At 64.2% G+C, this 25,563-nt stretch carries 18 protein-coding genes; 13 read left to right on the plus strand and 5 right to left on the minus strand.

What is annotated here, in order from left to right; all coding sequences use genetic code 11:
• Positions 1-220: 220 nt before the first annotated feature.
• The 7 genes from AC1RGE_RS08455 to AC1RGE_RS08485 all read left to right on the plus strand — a co-directional run bounded on the left by AC1RGE_RS08455 (position 221) and on the right by AC1RGE_RS08485 (position 9,549).
• Positions 221-1,438 carry an MFS transporter gene (locus AC1RGE_RS08455; RefSeq protein ID WP_492583956.1) on the plus strand — a complete coding sequence of 406 codons (1,218 nt, stop codon included), beginning with the start codon at positions 221-223 and terminating at the stop codon, positions 1,436-1,438.
• 575 nt (positions 1,439-2,013) lie between these two features.
• Positions 2,014-3,627, plus strand: a complete 1,614-nt coding sequence (prnA, locus tag AC1RGE_RS08460; protein ID WP_492583958.1) for a tryptophan 7-halogenase PrnA — start codon at positions 2,014-2,016, stop codon at positions 3,625-3,627.
• Positions 3,627-4,712, plus strand: a complete 1,086-nt coding sequence (gene prnB / locus AC1RGE_RS08465) for a monodechloroaminopyrrolnitrin synthase PrnB (protein ID WP_019094366.1) — start codon at positions 3,627-3,629, stop codon at positions 4,710-4,712. Before prnA ends, prnB begins: the two co-directional genes overlap by 1 nt.
• 42 nt (positions 4,713-4,754) lie before the next feature.
• Entirely contained in the window at positions 4,755-6,458 is a 1,704-nt protein-coding gene (gene prnC / locus AC1RGE_RS08470) for a monodechloroaminopyrrolnitrin halogenase PrnC (RefSeq protein ID WP_011061883.1), read from the plus strand.
• Between the two features lie 24 nt (positions 6,459-6,482).
• Entirely contained in the window at positions 6,483-7,574 is a 1,092-nt protein-coding gene (prnD, locus tag AC1RGE_RS08475) for an aminopyrrolnitrin oxygenase PrnD (RefSeq protein WP_492583960.1), read from the plus strand.
• Between the two features lie 154 nt (positions 7,575-7,728).
• Complete coding sequence (locus AC1RGE_RS08480; protein ID WP_011061885.1) at positions 7,729-8,964, plus strand: cation:proton antiporter; 1,236 nt, start codon at positions 7,729-7,731, stop codon at positions 8,962-8,964.
• 24 nt (positions 8,965-8,988) lie between these two features.
• Complete coding sequence (locus AC1RGE_RS08485) at positions 8,989-9,549, plus strand: flavin reductase family protein (RefSeq protein WP_011061886.1); 561 nt, start codon at positions 8,989-8,991, stop codon at positions 9,547-9,549.
• Between the two features lie 144 nt (positions 9,550-9,693).
• On the opposite strand, the gene AC1RGE_RS08490 is transcribed toward AC1RGE_RS08485, so the two are convergent.
• Entirely contained in the window at positions 9,694-10,848 is a 1,155-nt protein-coding gene (locus tag AC1RGE_RS08490) for an alpha-hydroxy acid oxidase (RefSeq protein WP_492583962.1), read from the minus strand.
• A gap of 92 nt (positions 10,849-10,940) precedes the next feature.
• On the minus strand, positions 10,941-11,858 hold the full coding sequence (locus AC1RGE_RS08495; RefSeq protein ID WP_492583964.1) for a LysR substrate-binding domain-containing protein: 918 nt from the start codon (positions 11,856-11,858) through the stop codon (positions 10,941-10,943).
• A gap of 228 nt (positions 11,859-12,086) precedes the next feature.
• Here AC1RGE_RS08495 and AC1RGE_RS08500 point away from each other — a divergent pair, with 228 nt between their 5' ends.
• From AC1RGE_RS08500 to AC1RGE_RS08525, 6 genes are all read left to right on the plus strand, one after another.
• Positions 12,087-13,115, plus strand: a complete 1,029-nt coding sequence (locus AC1RGE_RS08500) for an ABC transporter substrate-binding protein (RefSeq protein WP_492583966.1) — start codon at positions 12,087-12,089, stop codon at positions 13,113-13,115.
• A gap of 258 nt (positions 13,116-13,373) precedes the next feature.
• Positions 13,374-14,411, plus strand: coding sequence for an ABC transporter substrate-binding protein (locus AC1RGE_RS08505; protein WP_492583968.1), 1,038 nt, complete (start codon positions 13,374-13,376; stop codon positions 14,409-14,411).
• Between the two features lie 232 nt (positions 14,412-14,643).
• Positions 14,644-15,093, plus strand: a complete 450-nt coding sequence (locus tag AC1RGE_RS08510) for a PTS sugar transporter subunit IIA (protein WP_492583970.1) — start codon at positions 14,644-14,646, stop codon at positions 15,091-15,093.
• A 247-nt stretch (positions 15,094-15,340) separates the two neighbouring features.
• Positions 15,341-17,089 carry an efflux transporter outer membrane subunit gene (locus AC1RGE_RS08515; RefSeq protein WP_492583972.1) on the plus strand — a complete coding sequence of 583 codons (1,749 nt, stop codon included), beginning with the start codon at positions 15,341-15,343 and terminating at the stop codon, positions 17,087-17,089.
• 12 nt (positions 17,090-17,101) lie between these two features.
• Positions 17,102-18,298, plus strand: coding sequence for an efflux RND transporter periplasmic adaptor subunit (locus AC1RGE_RS08520; RefSeq protein ID WP_041774313.1), 1,197 nt, complete (start codon positions 17,102-17,104; stop codon positions 18,296-18,298).
• Positions 18,299-18,306: 8 nt separating this feature from the next.
• A complete protein-coding gene (locus AC1RGE_RS08525; protein WP_492583974.1) occupies positions 18,307-21,384 on the plus strand; it encodes an efflux RND transporter permease subunit in 3,078 nt (1,025 codons plus the stop codon).
• A gap of 28 nt (positions 21,385-21,412) precedes the next feature.
• On the opposite strand, the gene AC1RGE_RS08530 is transcribed toward AC1RGE_RS08525, so the two are convergent.
• The 3 genes from AC1RGE_RS08530 to AC1RGE_RS08540 all read right to left on the minus strand — a co-directional run bounded on the left by AC1RGE_RS08530 (position 21,413) and on the right by AC1RGE_RS08540 (position 25,441).
• Complete coding sequence (locus tag AC1RGE_RS08530; protein WP_015636050.1) at positions 21,413-21,841, minus strand: TOBE domain-containing protein; 429 nt, start codon at positions 21,839-21,841, stop codon at positions 21,413-21,415.
• Between the two features lie 119 nt (positions 21,842-21,960).
• Positions 21,961-23,271 carry an NtaA/DmoA family FMN-dependent monooxygenase gene (locus tag AC1RGE_RS08535; RefSeq protein ID WP_011061896.1) on the minus strand — a complete coding sequence of 437 codons (1,311 nt, stop codon included), beginning with the start codon at positions 23,269-23,271 and terminating at the stop codon, positions 21,961-21,963.
• Positions 23,272-23,347: 76 nt separating this feature from the next.
• Positions 23,348-25,441 (minus strand): TonB-dependent receptor, encoded by a 2,094-nt coding sequence (locus AC1RGE_RS08540; RefSeq protein WP_026020119.1) that lies wholly within the window; start codon positions 25,439-25,441, stop codon positions 23,348-23,350.
• Positions 25,442-25,563 lie beyond the last annotated feature (122 nt).

Consider the following 25,563-nt stretch of genomic DNA (forward strand, 5'->3'; position numbering starts at 1 on the left):
TGGCGGTCGTGCTACCGAGCCTTGGCATTCTTTCCCATCACTTCATTCTGAATAAACCAGTGATGTATCGCCGCCCAACTCTGGACGCCCGCACATAAAACACGGGGTTTCGGACAAGTAGGCTTTCAGTTTCACGCCCTATCATTCGCAGGCGGTTGCGAACCGCGCACCTGAGCATTTCCACTGCAATGAAAGCCCTGATTGATGGGCAGGAATAGTCATGTCCGTTACTGGCCACCAACGCACCTCTAAAATCTTTCTGCTCTGTCTAACGTTGGCGTTGATGGTCGCTCTGATGAACAGCAGCGCACCTACACCTCTGTACCCTTTTTACCAGGAACACCTGCAACTGCACGCCGTTGACCTGACCTATATTTTTGGCGCCTATGGCGCGGGCGTGCTGCTGTCCCTGAGCACGGTGGCCAGCCTCGCCGGGCGCATGAACAACCTACGGTATGTGCTCATTCCAGCAGCCCTTCTAGTACTGCTCGGCGCAGGGCTTTTTGCTCACGGCCATTCACTCTGGCAATTGTGTAGCGCCCGACTGGTGTCCGGCATGGGCGCTGGCGCCATGACCTGCGGCGTCAATTGCGCACTGGTTCGCTTTGGCCCCAAGGACAATGGCAAGTTGGCCGCGCTCCTCGCGACCCTCGCGATGGTCACGGGGCTTGCGCTCGGTCCGGTCATCAGCGGTGCGGCACTGCAATGGGATCTGCGCCCCTTTGCATCGCCATTCTGGACGATCATGGTCCTTGTCGGCGTAGCAACATCAGGTTTGCTGCTGTTATGGCCCGGCAACCCACAGACACCCAGCAACGGTATCTGCGACGCTACGGCTACAAGCCTCGCGCAAGCTCTCAAGGGTATCGGTGTGCGCTTCCATGTCTATGCCTGGTCGGTGTTCTTCAGCTGGTCGTTTGCTGCCTGCCTCTTTGTCATGGGGCCTAGTGCGTCTGAACAATTGTTGGGGCTAAAGGATCGCGGTGCTTTTGGTTATGTCATTGCGATCTACCTGCTAATTGCCGGAGCAAGCCAGCTTATCTGCCATCGGCTTGAGGCCTCACAAGCGCTGATATCGGGGTTGCTGGCACAGTGCCTGGCGTTTCTGATACTGCTGATGGCACTGGATGCGCATTCGTTGGGCCTTTCTATCGCAGGCCTGTTGATCGGCGGATATGCCTATGGCGCCATCTTCGTGGGCAGTGCGCGGCTGATCAATCAACTGGCCCCCCCACATTGTCACGCCAGGCTGGTGTCATACTTTTACATGACCGTTTACCTGTTCAACGCCGTACCGATTCCGCTCGGACTCATGGTGGATGCGTTTGATATTTCCCGCGCGGTCACAGGCTCACTGTTCATTTTCCTGGTGACCGGCGCGCTGTTGCTCGGCGCCACGATAAGAACGTTTTCCTCAAGACATCACGTGCCTGCCTGATACAGGCGGTGTTTTCACTGAAGCCTGGCGGTAAGGGCGCTGATGAACATCGATGAACGATGTTCCGATGACGTCGGCCATGGCGTTTAGGGTGGGGTTCGTGAGTTCAATGTCTTACCACCTTGCGTCTGAAAGGCACCTCGAACCTGCGAACCACTGATCAAGGGCAGTGGTTTCAAGACCAGCTAGAAAGGCTCCGCCCCCGACAATAACGCCCCTGTCATTGCTGCCTCTCATGAGCCCACAAGGGAGACGGCGCCTCTGATTACCTTGTTCGACCACCTGCCTGGCGCACTCCCCCGCGCATCACTTGGGTGATCACGCCACAGGACGTCAGAGAGCTACTTCCCCCCTTGGCGGCGGACTGATCAGGCGCAAAAACGCGCGCAACCTCTTCCTTTAGAGCCAATAGCTTGGATTTTTAGAAGGCTAATTCTGAAACGAAAGGTGCATCGCTTTTGCGGCAGGCTAGAGTCTAAATCCGACAAGCACATTGATGTGCCTCTTGCACGGATGCACAGAGACTGGCGGCCTTCCCCTCCTCACGGACAGCCCGCCTCGAAACAGGGAGAGTTATGAACAAGCCAATCAAGAATATCGTCATCGTGGGCGGCGGCACTGCGGGCTGGATGGCTGCCTCTTACCTCGTCCGGGCGCTACAACAACAGGTCAACATCACGCTCATCGAGTCTGCGGCGATCCCCCGGATCGGCGTGGGCGAGGCGACCATCCCGAGTTTGCAGAAGGTGTTCTTCGACTTCCTCGGGATACCGGAGCGGGAGTGGATGCCCCAAGTGAACGGCGCCTTCAAGGCCGCGATCAAGTTCGTGAATTGGAGAAAGTCTCCCGACCCATCGCGCAACGATCACTTCTACCATTTGTTCGGCAGCGTGCCGAACTGCGACGGCGTGCCGCTGACCCACTACTGGCTGCGCAAGCGCGAACAGGGCTTCCAGCAGCCGATGGAGTACGCGTGCTACCCGCAGCCCGGGGCCCTCGACGGCAAGCTCGCACCCTGCCTGGCCGACGGCACCCGCCAGATGTCCCACGCCTGGCACTTCGACGCGCACCTGGTGGCCGATTTCCTGAAGCGCTGGGCCGTCGAGCGCGGGGTGAACCGCGTGGTGGACGAAGTCCTGGAGGTCAAGCTGAACGACCGCGGCTACATCTCCACCCTGTCAACCAAGGAAGGTCGGACGCTGGAGGCGGACCTGTTCATCGACTGTTCCGGCATGCGTGGGCTGCTGATCAATCAGGCCTTGAAGGAACCCTTCATCGACATGTCCGACTACCTGCTGTGCGACAGCGCGGTCGCCAGCGCCGTGCCCAACGACGACGCGCGCGAGGGGGTCGAGCCATACACCTCCTCGATCGCCATGAACTCGGGATGGACCTGGAAGATTCCGATGCTGGGCCGGTTCGGCAGCGGCTACGTCTTCTCGAGCAAGTTCACCTCGCGCGACCAGGCGACCGCCGACTTCCTCAAGCTCTGGGGCCTCTCGGACAATCAGGCGCTCAACCAGATCAAGTTCCGGGTCGGGCGCAACAAGCGGGCGTGGGTCAACAACTGCGTCTCGATCGGGCTGTCGTCGTGCTTTCTGGAGCCCCTGGAATCGACGGGAATCTACTTCATCTACGCGGCGCTTTACCAACTCGTGAAGCACTTCCCCGACACCTCGTTCGACCCGCGGTTGCGCGACGCATTCAACGCCGAGATCGTCTACATGTTCGACGACTGCCGAGACTTCGTCCAGGCGCACTATTTCACTACATCGCGCGAAGACACGCCGTTCTGGCTCGCGAACCGGCACGAACTGCGGCTCTCGGACGCCATCCAGGAGAAGGTTGAGCGCTACAAGGCCGGGCTGCCGCTGACCACCACCTCGTTCGACGATTCCACGTACTACGAGACCTTCGACTACGAATTCAAGAACTTCTGGTTGAACGGCAACTACTACTGCATCTTTGCCGGCCTGGGCATGCTGCCCGACCGGTCGCTGCCGCTCCTGCAGCACCAACCGGAGTCGATCCAGAAGGCCGAAGCGATGTTCGCCAGCATCCGGCGCGAAGCCGAGCGCCTGCGCACGAGCCTGCCGACGAACTACGACTACCTGCGGTCACTGCGTGACGGCGCGCAGGTGTCGCGCAACCAGCACGGGCCGACGCTCGCGGCTCAGGAACGCCAGTAGTGGAACGCACCTTGAACCGGGTATCCGCATTCGCGGCCACACACGCTGCCGTGGCGGCCTGCGATCCACTACAGGCGCGCGCGCTGGTTCTGCAGCTGCCGGCCCTGAACCGTGACAAGGACGTGCCCGGCATCGTCGGCCTGCTGCGCGAATTCCTCCCGGTGCGCGGCGTGCCCTCCAGCTGGGGCTTCGTCGAAGCCGCCGCCGCGATGCGGGACATCGGTTTCTTCCTGGGGTCGCTCAAGCGGCACGGACATGAGCCCGTGGACCTGGTGCCCGGGCTTGAACGGGTGCTGCTCGACCTGGCACGGGTGACCGACTTGCCGCCGCGCGAGACACTCCTGCATGTGACGGTCTGGAACCCGGCGGCGGCCGATGCGCAGCGGAGCTACACCGGGCTGCCCGACGAAGCGCACCTGCTCGAGAGCGTGCGCATCTCGATGGCGGCCCTCGAGGCGGCCATCGCGTTGACCGTCGAGCTGTCCGATGTATCCCTGCGCTCGCCCGCGTTCGCACAAGGGTGCGATGAGCTGGAAGCCTACCTGCAGAAAATGGTCGAATCGATCGTCTACGCGTATCGCTTCATCTCGCCCCAGGTCTTCTACGATGAGCTGCGCCCCTTCTACGAACCGATTCGAGTCGGGGGCCAGAGCTACCTCGGCCCCGGTGCCGTAGAAATGCCCCTCTTCGTGCTGGAGCACGTCCTGTGGGGATCGCAATCGGACGACCCAGCTTATCGAGAATTCAAAGAGACGTACCTGCCCTACGTGCTTCCCGCGTACAGGGCGGTCTACGCTCGGTTCGCCACAGAGCCGGCGCTCATCGACCGCGCGCTCGACGAGGCGCGAGCGGCGGGTACGCAGGGCGAGCACGTCCGGGCTGGGCTGACGGCCCTCGAGCGGGTCTTCAAGGTCCTGCTGCGCTTCCGGGCGCCTCACCTCAAATTGGCGGAGCGGGCATACGAAGCCGGGCGCAGCGGCCCCACAACCGGCAGCGGGGGCTACGCGCCCAGCATGCTCGGCGATCTACTCACGCTCACCTGTGCCGCGCGGTCCCGCATCCGCGCCGCGCTCGATGAATCCTGATGCGCGCGACCCAGTGTTATTTCACAAGGAGAGTTTGCCCCCATGACTCAGAAGAGCCCCGCGAACGGACACGATAGCAACCACTTCGACGTAATCATCCTCGGTTCGGGCATGTCCGGTACCCAGATGGGGGCCATCCTGGCCAAACAACAGTTTCGCGTGCTGATCATCGAGCAGTCATCGCACCCGCGGTTCACGATCGGCGAATCGTCGATCCCCGAAACGTCTCTCATGAACCGCATCATCGCTGATCGCTACGACATTCCGGAGCTCGGCCACATCACCTCGTTCTACTCGACGCAGCGTTACGTTTCGTCGAGCACGGGCATCAAGCGCAACTTCGGCTTCGTGTTCCACAAACCTGGCCAGGAGCACGACCCGAAGGAGTTCACCCAGTGCGTCATTCCCGAGCTGCCGTGGGGGCCGGAGAGCCATTATTACCGGCAGGACGTCGACGCCTATCTGTTGCAAGCGGCCATCAAATATGGCTGCACGGTCCGCCAGAAGACGAGCGTGACCGAATATCACGCGGACAAGGACGGCGTCGCGGTGACCACCGCCGAGGGCGAGCGGTTCACCGGCCGGTACATGATCGACTGCGGAGGACCCGGCGCGCCGCTGGCGACCAAGTTCGGGCTCCGCGAAGAGCCGTGTCGCTTCAAGACGCACTCGCGCAGCCTCTACACGCACATGCTCGGGGTCAAGCCGTTCGACGACATCTTCAAGGTCAAGGGGCAGCGCTGGCGCTGGCACGAAGGAACCCTGCACCACATGTTCACCGGCGGCTGGCTCTGGGTGATTCCGTTCAACAACCACCCGCGCTCGACCAATAACCTGGTGAGCGTCGGCCTGCAGCTCGACCCGCGTGTCTACCCGAAAACCGACATTCCCGCGCAGCAGGAATTCGACGAGTTCCTCGCGCGGTTCCCGAGCATCGGCGCTCAGTTCCGGGACGCCGTGCCAGTGCGCGACTGGGTCAAGACCGACCGCCTGCAGTTCTCGTCGAACGCCTGCGTCGGCGACCGCTACTGCCTGATGCTGCACGCGAACGGGTTCATCGACCCGCTCTTCTCCCGGGGGCTCGAGAACACCGCGGTGACCATCCACGCGCTCGCGGCGCGCCTCATCAAGGCGCTACGCGACGACGACTTCTCCCCCGAGCGCTTCGAGTACATCGAGCGCCTGCAGCAAAAGCTTTTGGACCACAACGACGACTTCGTCAGCTGCTGCTACACGGCGTTCTCGGACTTCCGCCTATGGGACGCGTTCCACCGGCTGTGGGCGGTCGGCACTATCCTCGGGCAGTTCCGGCTGGTGCAAGCCCACGCGAGGTTTCGCGCGTCGCGCGACGAGGGCGACCTCGATCACCTCGACAACGACCCGCCGTACCTCGGGTACCTGTGCGCGGACATGGAGCAGTACTACCAGTTGTTCAACGACGCCAAAGCCGAGGTCGAGGCCGTGAGCGCCGGGCACAAGTCGGCCGAGGAGGCCGCGTTGCGGATTCACGCCCTCATCGACGAACGAGACTTCGCCAAGCCGATGTTCGGCTTCGGGTACTGCATCACCGGGGACAAGCCGCAGCTCAACAACTCGAAGTACAGCCTGATACCGGCGATGAAGCTGATGTACTGGACGCAAACCCGCGCGCCGGCAGAGGTGAAGAAGTACTTCGACTACAACCCGATGTTCGCGCTGCTCAAGGCGTACATCACCACCCGCATCGGCTTGGCTCTGAAGAAGTAGTCGGCCAAGGACGGCACACACGCGATGAACAACATTCAATTGGATCAAGCGAACGTCAAGAAGCATCCCCCGGGGGCGTACGACGCGACCACACGCGTGGCCGCGAGCTGGTACGTCGCGATGCGCTCGAACGGCCTCAGGGACAAGCCGAAGGAGTTGACGCTTTTTGGCCGTCCGTACGTGGCGTGGCGCGCAGCGACGGGGCAGGCCGTGGTGATGGACCGCCACTGCTCGCACCTGGGCGCGAACCTGGCTGACGGGCGGATCAAGGACGGGTGCATCCAGTGCCCGTTTCACCACTGGCGCTACGACGAGCAAGGCAAGTGCGTTCACATCCCCGGCCACAGCGAGGTGGTGCGCCAGCTGGAGCCGGTGCCACGCGCAGCGCGCCAGCCGACGCTGGTCACCACCGAGCGATACGGCTACGTGTGGGTCTGGTACGGCTCCCCGCAGCCGCTGCACCCGCTGCCCGAAATCGCCGCGGCCGACGTCGACAACGGCGACTTCATGCACCTGCACTTCGCGTTCGAGACGACAACGGCGGTCTTGCGGATCGTCGAGAACTTCTACGACGCACAGCACGCAACCCCGGTGCACGCGCTCCCGATCTCGGCCTTCGAACTCAAGCTCTTCGACGACTGGAGCCGGTGGCCGGAGGTTGAGTCGCTGGCCCGTGCGGGCGCGTGGTTCGGTGCCGGGATCGACTTCAGCGTGAACCGCTACTTCGGCCCCCTTGGCATGCTGTCGCGCGCGCTCGGCCTGAACATGTCGCAGATGAACCTGCACTTCGATGGCTATCCCGGCGGGTGCGTCATGACCGTTGCCCTGGACGCCGACGTCAAATACAAACTGCTCCAGTGTGTGACACCGGTGAGCGACGGCAAGAACATCATGCACATGCTCATCTCGATCAAGAAGGTGGGCGGCGTCCTGCGCCGTGCGACCGACTTCGTGCTGTTCGGGCTGCAGACCAGACAGGCAGCGGGGTACGACGTCAAAATCTGGAACGGGATGAAGCCCGACGGCGGCGGCGCGTACAGCAAGTACGACAAGCTCGTGCTCAAGTACCGTGCGTTCTACCGCGGCTGGGTCGACCGTGTCGCGAGTGAGCAGTAATGCGTGAGGCCGAGCCGGTAGCGGTCGCGTCGCGCTGCCCGGCGCTTGCGAACCTTTCGAGCTGCGTCACGGAGATCACGGCGTACGGCGCGGCGGGCCCGCTTGGGCTCGCGGCCACCCGCTTGGTGTCGGTGTCGCTCTTTGCGAGGTATTGATGACCATCTGGCTGTTGCAACTCGTGCTGGTGATCGCGCTCTGCAACCTCTGCGGCCGCCTTGCCGAACGGCTCGGCCAGTGCGCGGTGGTCGGCGAGATCGCGGCCGGCCTGCTGTTGGGGCCTTCGCTGTTCGGCGTGATCGCACCGAGTTTCTACGACCTGTTGTTCGGCCCACGTACGCTGTCAGCCATGGCGCAAGTCGGCGAAGTCGGCCTGATACTGCTGATGTTTCAGATCGGTCTGCATATGGAGTTGAGCGAGACGCTGCGCGGCAAGCGCTGGCGCATACCTGTCGCGATCGCGGCGGGCGGGCTCATAGCGCCGGCCGCGATCGGCATGATCGTCGCCATCGTCTCGAAAGATACGCTCGCCAGCGACGTGCCGGCGCTGCCCTACATACTCTTTTGCGGTGTCGCACTTGCGGTATCAGCGGTGCCGGTGATGGCGCGCATCATCGACGACCTGGCGCTCGGCGCCATGGTCGGCGCACGGCACGCAATGTCTGCCGCGATGCTGACGGATGCGCTCGGCTGGATGCTGCTGGCAACGATTGCCTCGCTATCGAGCGGGCCTGGCTGGGCATTTGCGCACATGCTCGTCAGCCTGCTCGTGTACCTGGTGCTATGCGCGCTCCTGGTGCGCTTCGTGGTGCGACCGGTGCTTGCGCGGCTCGCCTCGACTGCGCATGCGACGCGCGACCGCTTGGCCGTGTTGCTCTGCTTTGTAATAGCCTCGGCACTCGCGACGTCGCTGATCGGATTCCATAGTGCATTTGGCGCACTTGCGGCGGCGCTGTTCGTGCGGCGCGTGCCCGGCGTCGCGAAGGAGTGGCGCGATAACGTCGAAGGTTTCGTCAAGCTTGTACTGATGCCGGTGTTCTTCGCGTGTGCGGGGCTGCATGCGTCGGTCGGCACGATAGACGACGCGGCATCATGGATGTGGTGCGGGGTATTCCTCGTGGGCGGATTCATCGGCAAGTTCGGCGGCAGCTATCTGGGCGCGCGTGGCACTGGGCTGGCGCCACACGATGCGATGCTGGCGAGCTCGTTGATGAATACGCGCGGGTTGATGGAGCTAATCGTCCTGTCAATCGGCCTGCAGATGCAGATTCTTCCGCCAAAGGTCTACACGATCCTCGTGGTGTTCGCGCTGGTGACGACGGCGCTGACCGCACCGCTGGTTCGATTCACGCTGCGCATGCAAACACGCGCAATGAGCCAACAGGCCGCCTGAGCCAGCTTGAGGGGAGAGCTCACCATGAATGCTGCCACCGAAACCAAAGTTCACGATTTGCTCGATGCCGAGGGCCGCGATGTCCGCGATGCCCGTGAACTGCGCAACGTGCTGGGGCAGTTTGCTACCGGTGTGACCGTGATCACCACCCGCACCGCAGACGGCCGCAACGTCGGTGTGACGGCCAACTCGTTCTCCTCACTGTCGCTGTCACCGGCGCTGGTGCTCTGGAGCCTGGCACGCACGGCACCGAGCCTGAAGGTCTTTTGCTCGGCGAGCCACTTCGCCATCAACGTACTGGGCGCGCACCAGCTCCACCTGTCGGAGCAGTTCGCACGGGCAGCAGCCGACAAGTTCGCCGGTGTAGCTCATTCCTATGGCAAGGCGGGAGCCCCGGTGCTGGACGATGTGGTGGCAGTGCTGGTGTGCCGCAACGTCACCCAGTACGAGGGCGGTGACCACCTGATCTTCATTGGCGAGATCGAACAATACCGCTACAGCGGTGCAGAACCGCTGGTCTTCCATGCAGGCCAGTACCGGGGGCTAGGGAGCAATAGAGCAGAAAGCGTCCTCAAGCACGAATAGCCCGGCTCATGTGATCTTTTGCCGGGAAGGGTCACTGATCCAGGTGTCCCTTGATGTGGCAGCAGCTCGACCTCAGTGGCTCAAGGGCAAGTGCCTCACCCAGGGCCCAGCGCGACCCGCTGGCCAGGCTGCGAGCAGCACTGCCTAGGGCAGAGGGTAGCTGCCCGGCAACAGAATGCTGTGATCCAGGTGCTGCACATCGGTGTACCCGCACAGCGCCAGGGTCAGGTCCATTTCTCTGGCGATGATCTCCAGGGCCTTGGCCACTCCAGCCTCGCCCATCGCCCCCAGGCCATACAGGTGCGCGCGCCCGAGCATGACCCCCTGGGCGCCCAGCGCCAGGGACTTGATCACGTCCTGCCCGCTGCGGATACCGCTGTCGAGCCAGACTTCGATCCGCTCGCCAACCGCCTCGACGATCGCCGGCAGCATGCTGATGCTGGAGGGCGCACCGTCCAGTTGACGTCCGCCATGGTTGCTGACGACCAGGCCATCGGCGCCGCTGTCTGCCGCCAGGCGGGCATCCTCGGTATCCAGAATGCCCTTGAGGATCAACTTGCCGCCCCAGCGTTCCTTGATCCATTGAATGTCGTCCCAGCTCAGGCGCGGGTCGAACTGCTGGTAAGTCCAGTCGGCCAGTTGGCGCATGTCATCCACGCCTTTGACATGCCCCATGATGTTGCCGAAGTGATGACGACGGGTGCTCAACATCCCTTTGATCCAGCGCGGCTTGCCAAGGATGTTCAACAGGCTGGAGGGGGTCAGCCGGGGTGGAGTGCTCAGGCCGTTTTTCAGGTCCTTGTGGCGCTGGCCGCTCAACTGCAGATCAAGGGTCAGCACCAGGGCATCACAGCCGGCGGCCTTGGCCCGGTCGATCAGGCTGGCGACAAACCCGCGGTCACGCATGACGTAGAGCTGGAACCAGAAAGGTGCGGCGGTGGCTTCGGCGATGTCCTCCAGGGAGCAAATGCTCACCGTCGACAAGGTGTAGCGAACGCCGGCAGCGGCGGCGGCACGGGCGGCAAGGATCTCGCCGTCGGCGTGGATCATCCCCGCCAGGCCAGTGGGCGCAATGGCGAGCGGCATGGCCATGTCGATGCCCATTCGCCGAGCGCTGAGCGAACGATGCTCGATGTTGCGCGCGACTCGCTGGCGCAGCTTGATCGTGCTGAAGTCGGCCTGGTTGGCCTGGTAGGTGCTCTCGGTCCAGGAGCCGCCATCGACATAGTCATGGAACATTCGCGGCACCCGCCGCCGGGCCATTGCACGCAGGTCTTCGATACAGGTGATGATGGGCATGGGCCCGCTCCCGATTGAGGTTCAGCGCGAGCTTAACGGCCCGCCCAGCGCATCACCGGGAAAAGATTTCGCGCTGATCGGGCTTCACTTTCCTACCGCGAATGCTTCAAGCGTGCCTGCGCCTCCAGCACGGTTTCATGACAGATCCGAGTCAACCAAGTGCTGAAGGCTTCTGCTGCTGGCGATGCCTGCCGTACCCGCAACTGATAGTGAAATGAAGGCTCGCTGCGTACCTCGCCAATCGCCACCAACTGCCCATCGGCCAGCCACGCTTGTGCCAGTGAGGGCCGCGCCAGGACCACGCCCTGCGCGTTGGCCGCTGCCTCAAGCATCATGCCCAGGTCCAGCAGGGCCGGGCCCTGGCGCGGCTCGACGAGTTCCAGTCCGGCTTGCAGGAACCAGGGCCGCCAGGGCTCCAGGGGGGAACGCAACAACGGCAGGCGGGCGAAATCGCGCACCGGGTCCAGGCCGGGGAAATGCGCCAGCAAGGCCGGTGCGGCCATGGGCTGCAGTTGTTCGTCGAGCAGCCGCTGACAAGGCGCGACCTGGGCGCTGTCGCCACTGACCAGCACGTCGCAAGCCCCGCCATCGACACTGCCCATGGGCGCACTCAGCTGGATCTGCAGTTCGACTTCCGAGTAGGCCAGGCTGTGTTCCTGCAGACGCGGGATAAGGACCTGCCGGGCGAAGGTCGGCGGGCAACTGACCGTCAGGTGCTGCTTGCGCTGCACCGGGCGCTGATGCCCGGGGATTGCCAGCAACTGCGCGAGGATCGGGTTGACCTGCTCCAGGTAGACCTGCCCCTGCACGGTCAGCACCAGAGTGCCGCCCTGGCGCTCGAACAACGATAGCCCCAGCAGTTGCTCCAGGCCCGCTACACGCTTGCGCAAGGCACTGCCGGTGAGCGCCAGGGCATCGGCCGCGCGCTCGAAACTTCGCAATTGCGCGGCCGCCTGAAAGGCCAGCAGAGCATCCAGGGAAGGCAGGCGATAATCCGTGAAGTTGTTCATGTCCGGGCTCCTGGGCGCACTGCGACGATGGTCCGGGCACGGTGCCCGGTACAGGGTTGCGCCAGTCTGTGGATATTACCCAGCCTACTGGCACCGGGGCGATACCTGCGCAACACCGTGAGAAAAACCCTCCCGTCAAGCGCGCCTTTTATTCCTCATGAGCTGCAGCCGTGCTCGCTAGGATGGTCCTCGCGATCTTTAAAACAACAACAAGAAGGAAGACCAGCCATGCTTAGATCTGCCCTCATTACCCTGACCCTGGCGCTCTCCTGCAGCACCGTCCAGGCCGATACGCTGACCGTGGTTTCCGTCGGTGGGCTGAACAAGCAAGCACAGCAGCAGGCGTTCTATACCCCCTTCGAGCAGCAGCACTCGATCAGCGTTCGGGCCGGCGAGTACAACGGCGAAGTCGGCATGATCAAGGCCATGGTCGAGACCGGAAGTGTCGGCTGGGATGTGGTCGAAGTGGATCAGGCCGACATACAGCGCGGCTGCGACGAGGGGTTGTTCGAACGGCTGCCGGCCATGCCTGGCGTGACCCAAAGCGACTTTATCGACGGCGCCCTGAGTGAATGTGGCGTGGGCATCTTCATCTGGTCCACTGCCCTGGTCTACAACCCCAAGGCGGTGTCCAAGCCCCCGACCGGCTGGGCCGACCTTTGGGATCTGAAGACCTTTCCCGGCAAGCGGGCCCTGCATAAAGGCGCCAAGCTGACCCTGGAGATCGCCCTGATGGCCGACGGCGTGCCCCGCGATCAGGTGTACGAGGTGCTGCGTGAAGCCGATGGCGTGGACCGTGCATTTCGCAAGCTGGACCAGATCAAGCCACAGATCCAGTGGTGGGAATCAGGGGCTCAGCCCTTGCAGTGGCTGGCAGCCGGGGATGTCGCCATGACCTCGGTCTACACCGCCCGCGCCATCAGTGCGCAACAGGCTGGCTATGACTTCCCGCTGGTGTGGCAAGGCAACCTCTACGACATGGACAGCTGGGGCATCGTCAAGGGCAGCCCGAATGTGCCGGCGGCGTTGAAGTTCATTGCTTTTGCCAGCTTGCCGGCGCAGCAGAAACAGTTCGCCGAAATCATGCACAACGGCCCGACCCACAAGCAAGCGCTGGCACTTGTCGCGCCCGAGACCCAGCGCAACTTCCCCACCGCCCAGCAGAATATGGCCCAGGCCCTGAAGGTCGACAGCGAATTCTGGATAGACCATGGGCCTGAACTGCAAGAGCGCTTCAACGCCTGGGCCGCGCGCTAGGCTCGCGATCCAGGCGGCGCTCGCCACCGGCAATAGTTTAGTCCTGGACGATCCAAGGATCAGGACTACCAGGTGTTCAGACCAGCCCCCCCATGCCATGTTGGCAGGTGGAGCCAGAACACTGGACCCCGATCCAGCCTGAGCTCTGGTTGTGCGGCTTCGCGACAGTCGCCTCGTTGTTCTGACCAACGCAGTCAGAACGACCCCGGTGTACCGGAATGTCCCGAAGACATCCTTGTAGCGTAGGAGATAATAATAATGATCAAAACTCTGAAGTTCACCGCCCTGGCCACAGGCGTGATGACCACCTCCCTTGGGCTTGCTGCCGACCTCACCATTGTTTCCTTCGGTGGGGCCAACAAGGAGGCTCAAGTAAAGGCCTTCTATCAGCCATGGCAACGAAGCGGCGGTGGCAAAATCATCGCAGGCGAATACAACGGCGAAATGGCCAAGGTCAAGACGATGGTCGACACCGGCAGCGTCTCCTGGGACGTCGTCGAAGTGGAGTCCGCCGAACTGGCCAGAGGGTGCGACGAGGGGATGTTCGAAACACTGGACCCCGTTCAACTCGGCCTCGACAGCAAGGAGTTCGTACCCGGCGCCATCCAGCCCTGCGGGATTGGTTTCCTGGTCTATTCAACCGTCCTGGCCTACAACGCCAACAAGCTGGCGCAGGCGCCCAGCGGCTGGAAGGATTTCTGGGACGTGGAGAAATTCCCCGGCAAACGAGGCCTGCGCAAACTGGCCAAGTCGACCCTGGAGTTCGCGTTGATTGCCGATGGTGTCGAGTCTCAGGAGCTCTATTCGGTCCTGGCCACCAAGGCAGGCCAGGACCGTGCGTTCGCCAAGCTGGATGAGATCAAGCCCCACGTTCAATGGTGGGAAGCCGGGGCCCAACCGCCCCAGTACCTGGCAGCCGGGGACGTAGTGATGACCTCGGTGTACAACGGCCGCCTCTCGGCTGAGCAGCGCAAAAAATACGGCCTGGACATTGTCTGGTCCGGTGGCCTCTACGAGTTCGACTCTTGGGCCATCCCGCGCGGAGCCTCACAGCAGGCCAAGGCCTACCAATTCATCAGCTTCTCCGTCTCGCCGGGGCAGCAAAAGCTGTTCTCCGAGCATATCGATTACGGCGCGGCCAACCTCGCCGCCATGGGTCTGCTCGACAAGGCGCGCATTGCCGAACTGCCTACTGCACCACAGAACCTCGCGCAACAGGTGCCGGTTGACGCGGCGTTCTGGGCCGACCACGGCGAGCAACTGGAACAGCGCTTCAACGCCTGGGCGGCACGCTGAAGTCGCCAGCCCGGCGTCGAACTGACGCCGGGCTGCACCTGGCACTCAAAGGCGTCCCGCAACGGCCGTCATCGCGACACGTGCCGGATCAAGGCTTGCTTTCTCCAAGGTGGCACCCGCCTAAAGAGTTCGTAAAGACTGCCTGCTCATTGCTCCCTTCGCTCGGCAAATACGCTTGAATAGTGCCTGGAGCCAAGCTGAAGAAAGCACCCTGTCATTCCCGGAGAAACCCATGAGCAAAGTCGCCCGCTATCTGCAGGTCGAAGACATCCTCCTGGCGGTCAATGTCACCAACAAGCAGCGCCTGTTCGAGCAGGTCGGCCAGCACTTGCAAGAGACCCGGCAACTGCCGGCGGAGTGGGTGGCCGCCAGCCTGTGGCGCCGGGAGCTGGCCGCCAGTACCGCCATCGGTGAAGGGGTGGCGGTGCCCCACGCGCGGCTCGCCGAGCTCGATCGCATTCATGCGCTGTACCTGCGGCCGCAGACCGCCATGGCCTTTGCCGCCCCGGACCAGCAGCCGGTCAGCGATATCCTGGTGCTGCTGGTGCCCGCTCCCGCCGATCAGCAGCACCTGGACCTGCTGGCCGACACCGCCCGGCTGTTTACCAACCCGCGGTTTCGCCAGGCGCTGCTGCGCTGCAATGCGGCAACCCAGGTCAAGCAGCTGTTTGATCACTGGTAGCCTGGCCGAGACAGCTGCCGCCGCAAGCGATGCCAATTGGCCGCTCCCTCCCGGCAGATGGGATAGCTCAAGCCCCACCGATCACCTTCCGGCACAAGATTTCATCTATTGGCGGTTAGCCGACTCATCCATTAACGTTCATTACACCTCGCGCAGCCCAGCGCTTGAGGGGGGTGCCTGCCCTGCCGTCGCGCCGCTCTCCATATTCCTGTTGATCTCACTCACTGATTGCTCAATTAGAGAGAATATGAACAAGCCACAGCTGCTGCCTGTAGCCACTGGCGGCCGGCGTCCTCACAGGGACGAAGGTACCGGTCGAAAATCCTCTGGGCACCTGTCTCTTCTGTTGCTTGCCCGCTCGTCTCTGAACCTGATCTGCATCGCAGCCCTCGCCAGCTGCGCCGTGGGGCCGGATTTCAGCCGCCCGGAACTGAGCCGGGACGCCGGCTACAGCGCCACGCCCCTGCCGCCCGGCACCGTCACGGCGGGGGTCGCCGCCGGTGGCGCGGCGCAGCGACTGGTGAACGGCATGGACATTCCCGGGCAGTGGTGGACGCTGTTCCGCTCGCCGCAACTCGATGCCCTGGTGCAGGAAGCGCTGCAGGCCAACCCGGATATCGACGCCGCCCAGGCCGCGCTGCGCCAGGCCAATGAACTGCTGTACGCCGAACAGGCGTCGCTGTTTCCCTCCCTCAGCGCCTCGGCCTCGAAAACCCGCGAGAAGGTGTCCGCCGCCAGCGCCCTGGGCTCCAGCGGCGGTGCGGCAGCGGCCGGGGGCTCTGCGGCGCAGATCTTCACGGTCAACTCGGCGTCCCTGAGTGTGTCCTACGCCCCCGACGTGTTTGGCGGCACCCGCCGGCAGATCGAGGCCAGCGGTGCCCAGGCCGACTATCAGCGCTACCAGCTGGAGGCGACCTACCTGACCCTCACCGCCAACCTGGTGAACACCGCCATCAGCCTGGCCTCGATCCGTGACCAGATCGCCGCCACCGAAACCGTGATTCGCCTGCAGAGCGACCAGCTCGACCTGCTGCAGGCCCAGCGTCGACTGGGTGCCATCGGCGACAGCGATCTGCTGACCCAGCAAGCGACCCTGGCCCAGACCCGCGCCACCCTGCCGCCCTTGCAGAAACAGCTGGCCCAGACCCGCAACCAGTTGCAGGCCTACCTGGGTCGCTTCCCCAGCCAGGACCGTGGCGAACACTTCCAGCTGGCCTCCCTGCACCTGCCCGAGGAACTGCCCCTGAGCCTGCCTTCGGCCATCGTCGAGCAGCGGCCCGACGTGCGTTCCGCCGAGGCCCAGTTGCATCAGGCCAGCGCCGATATCGGCGTGGCCATCGCCAACCAGTTGCCGCAGTTCAGCATTACCGGTTCCCTGGGCTCCACGGCGCTGGCGGGCACCAAACTGTTTTCCTCCGGCACCGGGGTCTGGAGCCTGGCCGGCTCCATCGCCCAGCCGCTGTTCGACGCCGGCGCCCTGGAGCATCGCAAGCGCGCCGCGGTGGCCGCCTATGAGCAGGCCGCAGCGCGCTATCGCGGCACGGTGATCACCGCCTTCCAGGACGTAGCCAATGCCCTGCGTGCCCTGCAGGCCGACGCCGAGGCCCTGCAACAGCAAGTGCTGGCCGAGACCGCCGCGCGCCAGAGCCTGGACCTGGCCCAGGCCCAGTACCGCCTGGGCGCGGTGGGCTACCTGAACCTGCTGACCGCGCAGCAGACCTACCAGAACGCGATTGTCAGCCGGGTGCGGGCCCAGGCCGCCCGCTACAGCGACACCACGGCGCTGTTCCAGGCCCTGGGGGGCGGCTGGTGGCAGCGCCAGGATGTCGATCCCGACAGCCTCGGCAGCCCCGATCGTTTCGGCTGGCCGTCGCTCAAGGAGATGTACCCGCCGCCCGCGGCCCAGCACCGCGAACAGGCTCAAGCCGGCCAGCCGGGCCGGCTCCAGGGGCCGGCAGCCGCCGCGCCGTCCACTCGACCTGCACCCTTGCCTTAAGTGAGATCCGCCATGGCCGATGTCCACTCCAGCCCCTCCCCTGCGCCCCCCGGCGCGGCCCCCCAGGCGCCGCGCAAGCGCCGGCTGCTGCGGCCGATGCTGATCATGCTCGGCGTGGTGCTGCTGATCGTCGCGGTGATCGGCGGGGTCAAGTTCGCGCAGATCTCCAAGCTGATCGCCCAGGCCAAGGTGCCCCTGCCGCCCGCGGTGGTTACCGCCATCAAGGCCCAGTACGAAGAGTGGCAGCCCAGCGTCTCCGCGGTGGGCTCGATGAAGACCGTGCGCGGGGTGGACGTGACCACCGAGGTCGGCGGCATCGTGCGCAGCATCGGCTTCAAGCCCGGCCAGGAAGTGGCCGCCGGCGACCTGCTGGTGCAGTTGAATGCCGACTCCGACATCGCCCAGTTGCATTCCCTGGAAGCCACCGCGGCCCTGGCCGGCACGGTGCTCAAGCGCGACCGGGCGCAACTGAAGGTGAGCGCGGTGTCCCAGGCCCTGGTCGAGGCCGACGAAGCCGACCTCAAGGCCAAGCTGGCCGCTGCCGAACAGCAGCGCGCGCTGGTGGCGAAGAAGAGCATCCGCGCGCCCTTTGCCGGGCGCATCGGCATCACCGCGGTCAACCCCGGGCAATACCTCAACCCGGGGGACAAGATCGCCAACCTGCAGACCTTCGACCCGATCTACATCGACTTCAACGTGCCCCAGGCCCAGGTGCAGCAGGTGGCCCTGGGCCAGAGCGTCACGGTCAGCGCCGACGGCCTGCCCAAACAGACGTTCACCGGCCGGGTCAGCTCCATCGACACCCAGTTCGACCCCAACACCCGCAACGTCACGGTGGAAGCCACCATCGACAACCCCAAGCGCAGCCTGGTGCCCGGCATGTTCGCCCGGGCCGTGGTGGCCTCCGGCGGCACCCAGCGTTACCTGACCCTGCCCCAGACCGCGGTCACCTATAACCCCTACGGCACCACGGTGTTCATCGCCAGCCAGAAGAACAACGACCAGGGCGACGCAGTGCTCACCGCGCAGCAGACCTTCATCGAAACCGGCCCCAACCGTGGCGACCAGGTGGCGGTGCTGTCAGGGGTCAAGGAAGGCGACCTGGTGATCACCAGCGGCCAGATGAAACTCAAGAACGGCTCGCCGGTGAAAGTCGACAACAGCCACGCGCCGCGCAACGATCCTTCGCCGACGCCGCAAGAGCACTAGGGCCCGCCATGAACTTCACCGATACCTTTATCAAGCGTCCGGTCTGGGCCGTGGTGGTCTCGCTGTTCATCCTGATCCTGGGCCTGCGCTCGATCTTCGAGCTGCCGGTGAACCAGTGGCCGCGCACGGAAAACACCGTGGTCACCATCAGCACCTATTACTACGGGGCCGACGCCGCCACCGTGGCCGGTTTCATTACCCAGCCCCTGGAAGCCGCCATCGCCCAGGCCCAGGGCATCGACTATCTGTCGTCCACCAGCATCACCGGGCTCTCCACCATTACCGCGACCCTGCGCCTGAACTACGACTCCAGCAAGGCGCTGACCGAGATCAACACCCAGGTCAACTCGGTGAAGAACCAGTTGCCGGCCCAGTCCCAGGAACCGGTGCTGACGGTAGCGGTGGGCCAGACCACCGACGCCATGTACCTGGGGTTCTACAGCGACACCCTGGCCACCAACAACATCACCGACTACCTGGTGCGGGTGGTCAAGCCCAAGCTCGATTCCCTGGAAGGCGTGCAGACCGCAGAGATCCTCGGCGGCCGCCAGTTCGCCCTGCGGGCCTGGCTCGACCCGGACAAGCTGGCGGCCCACAACGTCACCGCCCAGGACGTGGCCACGGCCCTGGGCAACAACAACTACCTGTCCGCCGTGGGCTCCACCAAGGGGCAGATGATCACCGTGGACCTCACCGCCGGCACCGACCTGCACACGGTGGACGAATTCAAGCGCCTGGTGGTCAAGCACAACGGCGACGCCCTGGTGTACCTGGAGGACCTGGGCAACGTCACCCTGGGGGCGGAAAACTACGACAGCAGCGTGGCTTTCTCCGGCAAGCGCTCGGTGTTCATCGGCATCAAGGCAGCGCCCACCGCCAACATCCTCAACGTCGCCGACAACGTGCGCAAAGCCTTCCCCGAACTGCAATCGCAACTGCCGGCCGGGGTGCGCGGCGAGATCGTCTACGACTCCACGGCCTTCATCAACACCTCGATCTTCGAGGTGGTGAAGACCCTGGTGGAAGCCATGATCATCGTCTCGGTGGTGATCTACCTGTTCCTCGGCTCGTTCCGTGCGGTGATCGTGCCTCTGGTGGCGATCCCGCTGTCGCTGGTGGGCACCTTCTTCGTCATGTACCTGCTGGGTTATTCCATCAACCTGCTGACCCTGCTGGCCCTGGTGCTGGCCATCGGTCTTGTGGTGGACGACGCCATCATCGTGGTGGAAAACGTCGACCGGCATATCAAGGAGGAAGGCCGCGGCGTACTGGAGGCGGCGCTGCTGGCGGCCCGCGAGCTGGGCGGCCCGATCATCGCCATGACCGTGGTGCTGATCGCCGCCTACGTGCCCATCGGCCTGCGCAGCGGCCTGACCGGGGCGCTGTTCAAGGAGTTCTGTTTTTCCCTGGCCGGCGCAGTGACGGTGTCGGCGGTGATCGCCCTGACCCTGTCGCCAATGATGACCTCGCGGCTGTTCAAGAGCGGCCAGGAGGAAGGCCGGTTCGCCAAGCGCCTGGACCGCTACTTCGACTGGCTGCGGGGGCGCTACCACCGGGTGCTGGCGGCCGGGCTGGATAGCTGGCCGGTGCTGGTGACGTTCGGCTTCCTGCTGTTCGTGCTGGTGGCCGCCAGTGGCCTGACCGCCAAGAGCGAGCTGTCGCCCACCGAGGACCAGGGCCTGGTGTTCATGCAGATCAAGGGCGCGCCCACCGCCTCGCCGCAGCAGATGGAGTGGATTGCCGACCAGGCGTTCCAGATCGCCAACAAGGAGCCCGAGTACCTGCAGATGTTCCAGCTCACCGGCCTGCCCTCGCTGAACCAGGGCCTGGGCGGGGTGCTGCTCAAGTCCTGGGAGGATCGTGACCGCTCCCAGGCGCAGTTGATCCTCGACCTGCAACAGAAGTGGAACCAGGTGCCCGGCGCCACCATCGCCGCCTTCCCCCTGCCCTCGCTGCCCGGCGCCCAGGGCCTGCCGGTGCAGTTCGTGATCAGCACCACCGAGTCGCTGGCCAACCTCAACGAGGTGGCCCAGGCGGTACTGGCCGAGGCCACCAAGCAGCAGCTGTTCTGGTTTTCCGACCTGGACCTCAAGCTCGACAAGCCCCAGGCCAAGCTGGTGGTGGACCGGGAAAAGATCGCCGCCCTGGGCATGACCCAGGCCGACGTCGGCGCCGCGCTCTCGGCGGCCCTGGGGGGCAACTATGTGAACTACTTTTCCACCGCCGGGCGCTCCTACAAGGTGATCCCCCAGGTGCTGCAGGTGGACCGGCTGAACCCCGAACAGATCCTCGACTACTACATCCGTACCCCGTCGGGGGCGATGATTGCAGCGCGCACCGTGGCCCATATCGAAACCTCCACCGAGCCTGAGTCGGTCAACCACTTCCAGCAGCTCAACTCGGCGACCCTGTCCGGGGTCAGCGGCGTGTCCCAGGGCGAGTTGCTGGCCCGGCTCAAGGGCATTCTGGAACAGGTGGCGCCGTCCGGTTACTCCAGCGACTACGCCGGCGAATCACGGCAGTTCATCCAGGAATCGGGGGGGTTCGTCGGCCTGCTGCTGTTCTCGATCCTGATCGTCTACCTGGCCCTGGCGTTCCAGTTCGAGAGCTACCGCGACCCGGTGGTGATCCTGTTCTCGGTGCCGCCGGCGCTGTTCGGCGCCCTGGCCTTCATCACCATGGGGTTCGCCTCGATCAACGTCTATACCCAGGTCGGGCTGGTGACGCTGCTGGGGCTGATCACCAAGCACGGGATCCTCATCGTGCAGTTCGCCAACCAATTGCAGCGCGCCGGACACAATAAGCGCGAAGCCATCGAAGAAGCCGCCGCGGTGCGCCTGCGGCCGATCCTGATGACCACCGCGGCCATGGTCCTGGGGGTGGTGCCGCTGGTCTGGGCTTCCGGCGCCGGCGCGGCGGGCCGCCACGACATGGGCCTGGTGATCTTTGCCGGGCTGTCCATCGGCACCCTGCTGACCCTGTTCATGGTGCCGGCCATGTACCTGTTCATTGGCAGTACGCACTCTGCCGCAAGCATCGAGAACCCGGGGGCGCAGGCGGATGCCGGAGCTTCCGACAGCGCCTGAACCCCTGCTCGATCGAAACCACCGGGTATCAGGCCGGCACGCCCAGGATGATGTGGGACGCCTTGATCACCGCCGTGGCGCTGACGCCCGGGGCCAGGCCCAGTTCGGTCACCGCATCGCGGGTGACGATGGAATACACCTGGCTGCCGCCGCTGAGCTCCAGCACCACTTCGGCGTTGACCGCACCATCGGTGACGCTGATCACCTTGCCCTGCAGGCAGTTGCGAGCGGACAGGCGGATGCCCTCGGCATCGGTCATGAGCATCACCCAGGGTGCCTTGACCAGGGCCAGGGCCTCGGTGCCCGGGGCGATGCCCAGGCTACGCAGGCTTTGCAGGGTCACCACCGCCACCAGTTGCTCGCCGCCCTCCAGGGACAGCACCACCTCGGCGTTGACCGAACCCTCTTCCACCTGGCTGACCCGGCCTTTGAACACGTTGCGTGCACTGACTTTCATGTTGCATTCCTTTTATTGACTGCGGGGTTAGGATCGCCCGGCATGATCCGGGCGCACGTTGTGGAGAAACAACCATAGCGCCCGCCACTCAAAGCCGGATATTTCTCGCAGGCCCCGGGTCAATCCTGCTCTTGCAGGTGTTCGATAAAGGTCGTGCCGCTATAGCGCTCGCGAAACAGCCCCGCCTCCACCAGCATCGGTATCACCTGTTCCAGGAAAATGTGCATCGAACGGATCGAGCCCCCCGGCGCGGCGATAAAGCCGTCCATGGCGCCGGCCTCGGCCCATTCGACGATCTGTGCAAATGCATCTTCGGCGGTGCCTATCACTTGCCAGTGGGCCGCGGAAATCACTTCCGGGCGCAGCAGCAGTTCGTCCAGGCGCAGGGTTTCGCGCTCGATCAACCGCCGCAGCAGGTTGGTGTGGGTGCGGCTGCCGGGGTTGTGCACCGGGGCCGGCAGGTCGGCGGCGCTCACCGGGCGGTCCAGGGGCCAGTCGCTTAAATCGAGGCCGATCATCTGCTGGATCGAGGCGAACTTGCGCGCGTTGTCCGGGCGCCCGTGGGTTTGCATGAACAGCTCGCGGGCCTGTTCCCGGGTCGGCGCCAGGTACAGGCTCAGGCCCGGCAGCAGGCGGATGTCCTCGGGGCGGCGGCCGTGGCGCCGGGCCCGTTGCGAGAGGTCGCGACGCAGTTCCAGGGCCGCATCCTTGTCCGGGGTCGGGGCGAACACCAGGTCGGCCACCGAGGCGGCAAAGTCGCGACCGGTGTCTGAGGCGCCGGCCTGGACCAGGGGAATCCGTGCCTTGCCGAACGCCGGCAGGTTGAGCGGGCCGCGCACCCGGAAGTACTCGCCGGCATGGTCCACCGGGTGCACCTGGCTGCGGTCGGCGTAACGGCCGTTCTCCCGGTCCAGTAGCAGCGCCTGGTTGGGGTAGCTGGCCCACAGGTCGTGCACCAGGCGGGTGAACTCTGCCGCCCGGGCATAGCGCTCATCCGCGCCGGGCATGGCCTCCAGGCCGAAGTTCTCGTGGCCCTGCAAGGCGGTGACGATGTTCCAGCCGGCGCGGCCGTTGCTCACCCAATGCAGCGACTGCAACTGGCGCGCCACCACATAGGGCGGGAAGAAGGTGGTGGAAACGGTGGACACCAGGCCGATGCGGGACGTCTCCCGGGCGATGCACGCCAGCAGCACCGTGGGATCGAGGCTGGCGAAACCCGAGCCGCTTTCCAGGCCGTCCATGTTCAGGCAACTGACGTCGGGGCGGAACACGAAATCCAGGTGCGCGGCCTCGGAACGCTTGGCGATGTCCACGGCGAAGTCGGCGCTGTAGATGCCTTCGATATTGCTGTCGGGCTGGCGCCAGGCATCGCCACTGAGCCAGGTGGGGGCCAGGGACATGCCGATATGCAGGCGTTTGCGGTTACTCATCTGTTGCCAATCTCCTGTGTACGAGTGAACGCCGGCAGCGCCTCGGGGGGCGGCCGGCGACGGGTTCCCGGGGGCCTCAGAACGCCCCTTTGACGCCGATGCCCAGGGTCCGTGGCTGGGTCATGCTGGCCTCGATGCCGCCGATGCCGCGGTTCTGCTGCATGTAGGTGGGCGAGCGGTCGTCGAAGACGTTCTTGACGTAGCCATAGAGCTGCACCTGGTCGTTGAAGCGGTAGCTCATGCGCGCATCGGTCAGGGTGTAGGGCTTGATCGAATAGGCCGAGGTGTTGGCGGTATCCGAGTAGTAGCCGTCCAGGTAGCGCACCTGGGCATTGAGGTTCAGGCGCTCGGTGATGTCCCAGCTGGGGCCGACGCTCAGGGTGTAGCCCGGCGAGCGAGCAAACTCGTTGTGGGCGTAGTCGGCGTTGCTGGAAATCTTGTCGATGCGGGTGCGCAAGGTACCGGCGCTGGCCTTGAGCCGCAGGTTGTCCAGCAGGCGATAGTCCAGATCCAGCTCCAGGCCATAGGCGTGGGCCTTCTCGGCGTTGATGGTGTAGGACTGTGCCACCCCCGGGGAAATCACCACCGGGATGTTGTACTGGGCGTCCTTGAAATCCATGTAGAACAGGTTGGTGTTGATCAGCAGGCGGTCGTCGAGAAAGCTCGCGCGGCTGAACAGCTCATAGTTCCAGATCGACTCTTCCTTGAAATAGGCCCACTGCCGGGTCGTCAGGTTCAGCGACACACCGCCCGGGTTGTAGCCCCGGCTGACCAGGCCGCCCACGGTCCAGTGCGGGGTGGCGGCGTAGGCCAGGGAAACCTTGGGCAGCACGGTGGAGAAGGTCTTGTCGTAGTTCAGCGCGCCGGGAGCCAGCACCGAGTTGCCCGTGCGCTCGATGTGGTCCTGCTGGTAGCGCAGGCCGGTGCTCAGGGTCCACAGGTCGGTGAGCCGGTAGTTGAGCTCGCCGAAGATCCCCAGGTTGGTCTTGGTGTCGTCGAAGGCCGAACGGCCCCGCAGGTTGAGGGTTTCGTCGGTGCGGGTGCGGGCGTAGTAGATCCCGCCCATGCCACTGAGCAGGTCCTCTTTCTCACCGAAGGTCAGGCGCGACTCGTTGGAGGCGTTCTTCTGGTGGATGTCGGCATCGCCCTCGCCCGCCGCCCCGGTCACCCGGTGCACCGACGACAGCGAATACTGCGCCTGGTTGAACAGCTTGAGGCCATTACCCAGCTCATAGGAGACGTCGAGGATGCTGGTGTTGGTGTCCTGTTCCCAGGACGGCATGGTGGTGGAGCTGTGCTCCAGCTTGTGGAACGGCGCCGAGGCGGCTTCCTGGGTCGGGCGGTTGCTGTCGTTGTGGGCGAAGGTGAACTGGCTTTCCAGCCCTGGAATGTCGGTGGGCAACCACAGCAGCTTGGCCCGGGCATTGAGGTTGCGAAAATCCTGGTCGGTCTTGCCGCCCTGGAACTTCGGGTTGTCGTAGTCGATGAAGGTGTCGCGGGCCGAATAGTCCACTGCCAGGCGCCCGGCAAAGTCCTGGGCCAGGGGCCCGGACACCGCCACCGAACTGCGCCGCGAGTGGTAGCTGCCGATCTCCGCCTGGTAGGCCGCCTCGGGGGTGAAGGTCGGGTTCTTGGTGTTGACGATGATCGCCCCGGCAATCGCATTGGCGCCCTGGGAGGTGGTCTGCGGGCCGCGGAACACCTCGATGCTGTCCAGGTCCCAGACCGAGGTCGCGCCGAAGAACATCTCGTTGTAGTTCAGGTAGTGGCCGTCCAGGTTGATGGTGGCCCGCGGCACCGTACCGCCCCAGAACACGTTCTGCCCGTTGTTCGGGCCCTGGGTGTCCTGGCCGCGGATGATCGGCGCGCCCACCGAATCGGTGTAGATCACGTTGGGGCTGCCGTTGATGACCTCCGACACCGACGCATCGCCGGTCTTGTTCTGGTCGATATCGCGGTCGGTGATGATCGACACCGAGGAGGCGGTGTCCTTCAGCTCGCGGTCGAGTTTCTCACCGGTGACCACCAGCGATTCCAGGGCCAGGCTGCCTTTCCCTGGCTTGTCCGGCTGCCTGCTGTCCTCGGCCATCAGCGGCGGGCTCGCCAGCAGGGTGGACAAGGTGAGAACGCCAATACCGTGACTGAATGTGCGGTGCGTAAGGGCCATCAAAACTTCCTTCCAAATGAGAATGATCCTCTTTCACGATTAGGCTATCACGCTGCCATGATATTCCTCAATACGGAATACGTTCTGCAAATTGGAATGATCTACACTTTTGGCCCGGGCGCATT

The organism is Pseudomonas sp. GW823-FHT02C05 (assembly GCF_058797595.1).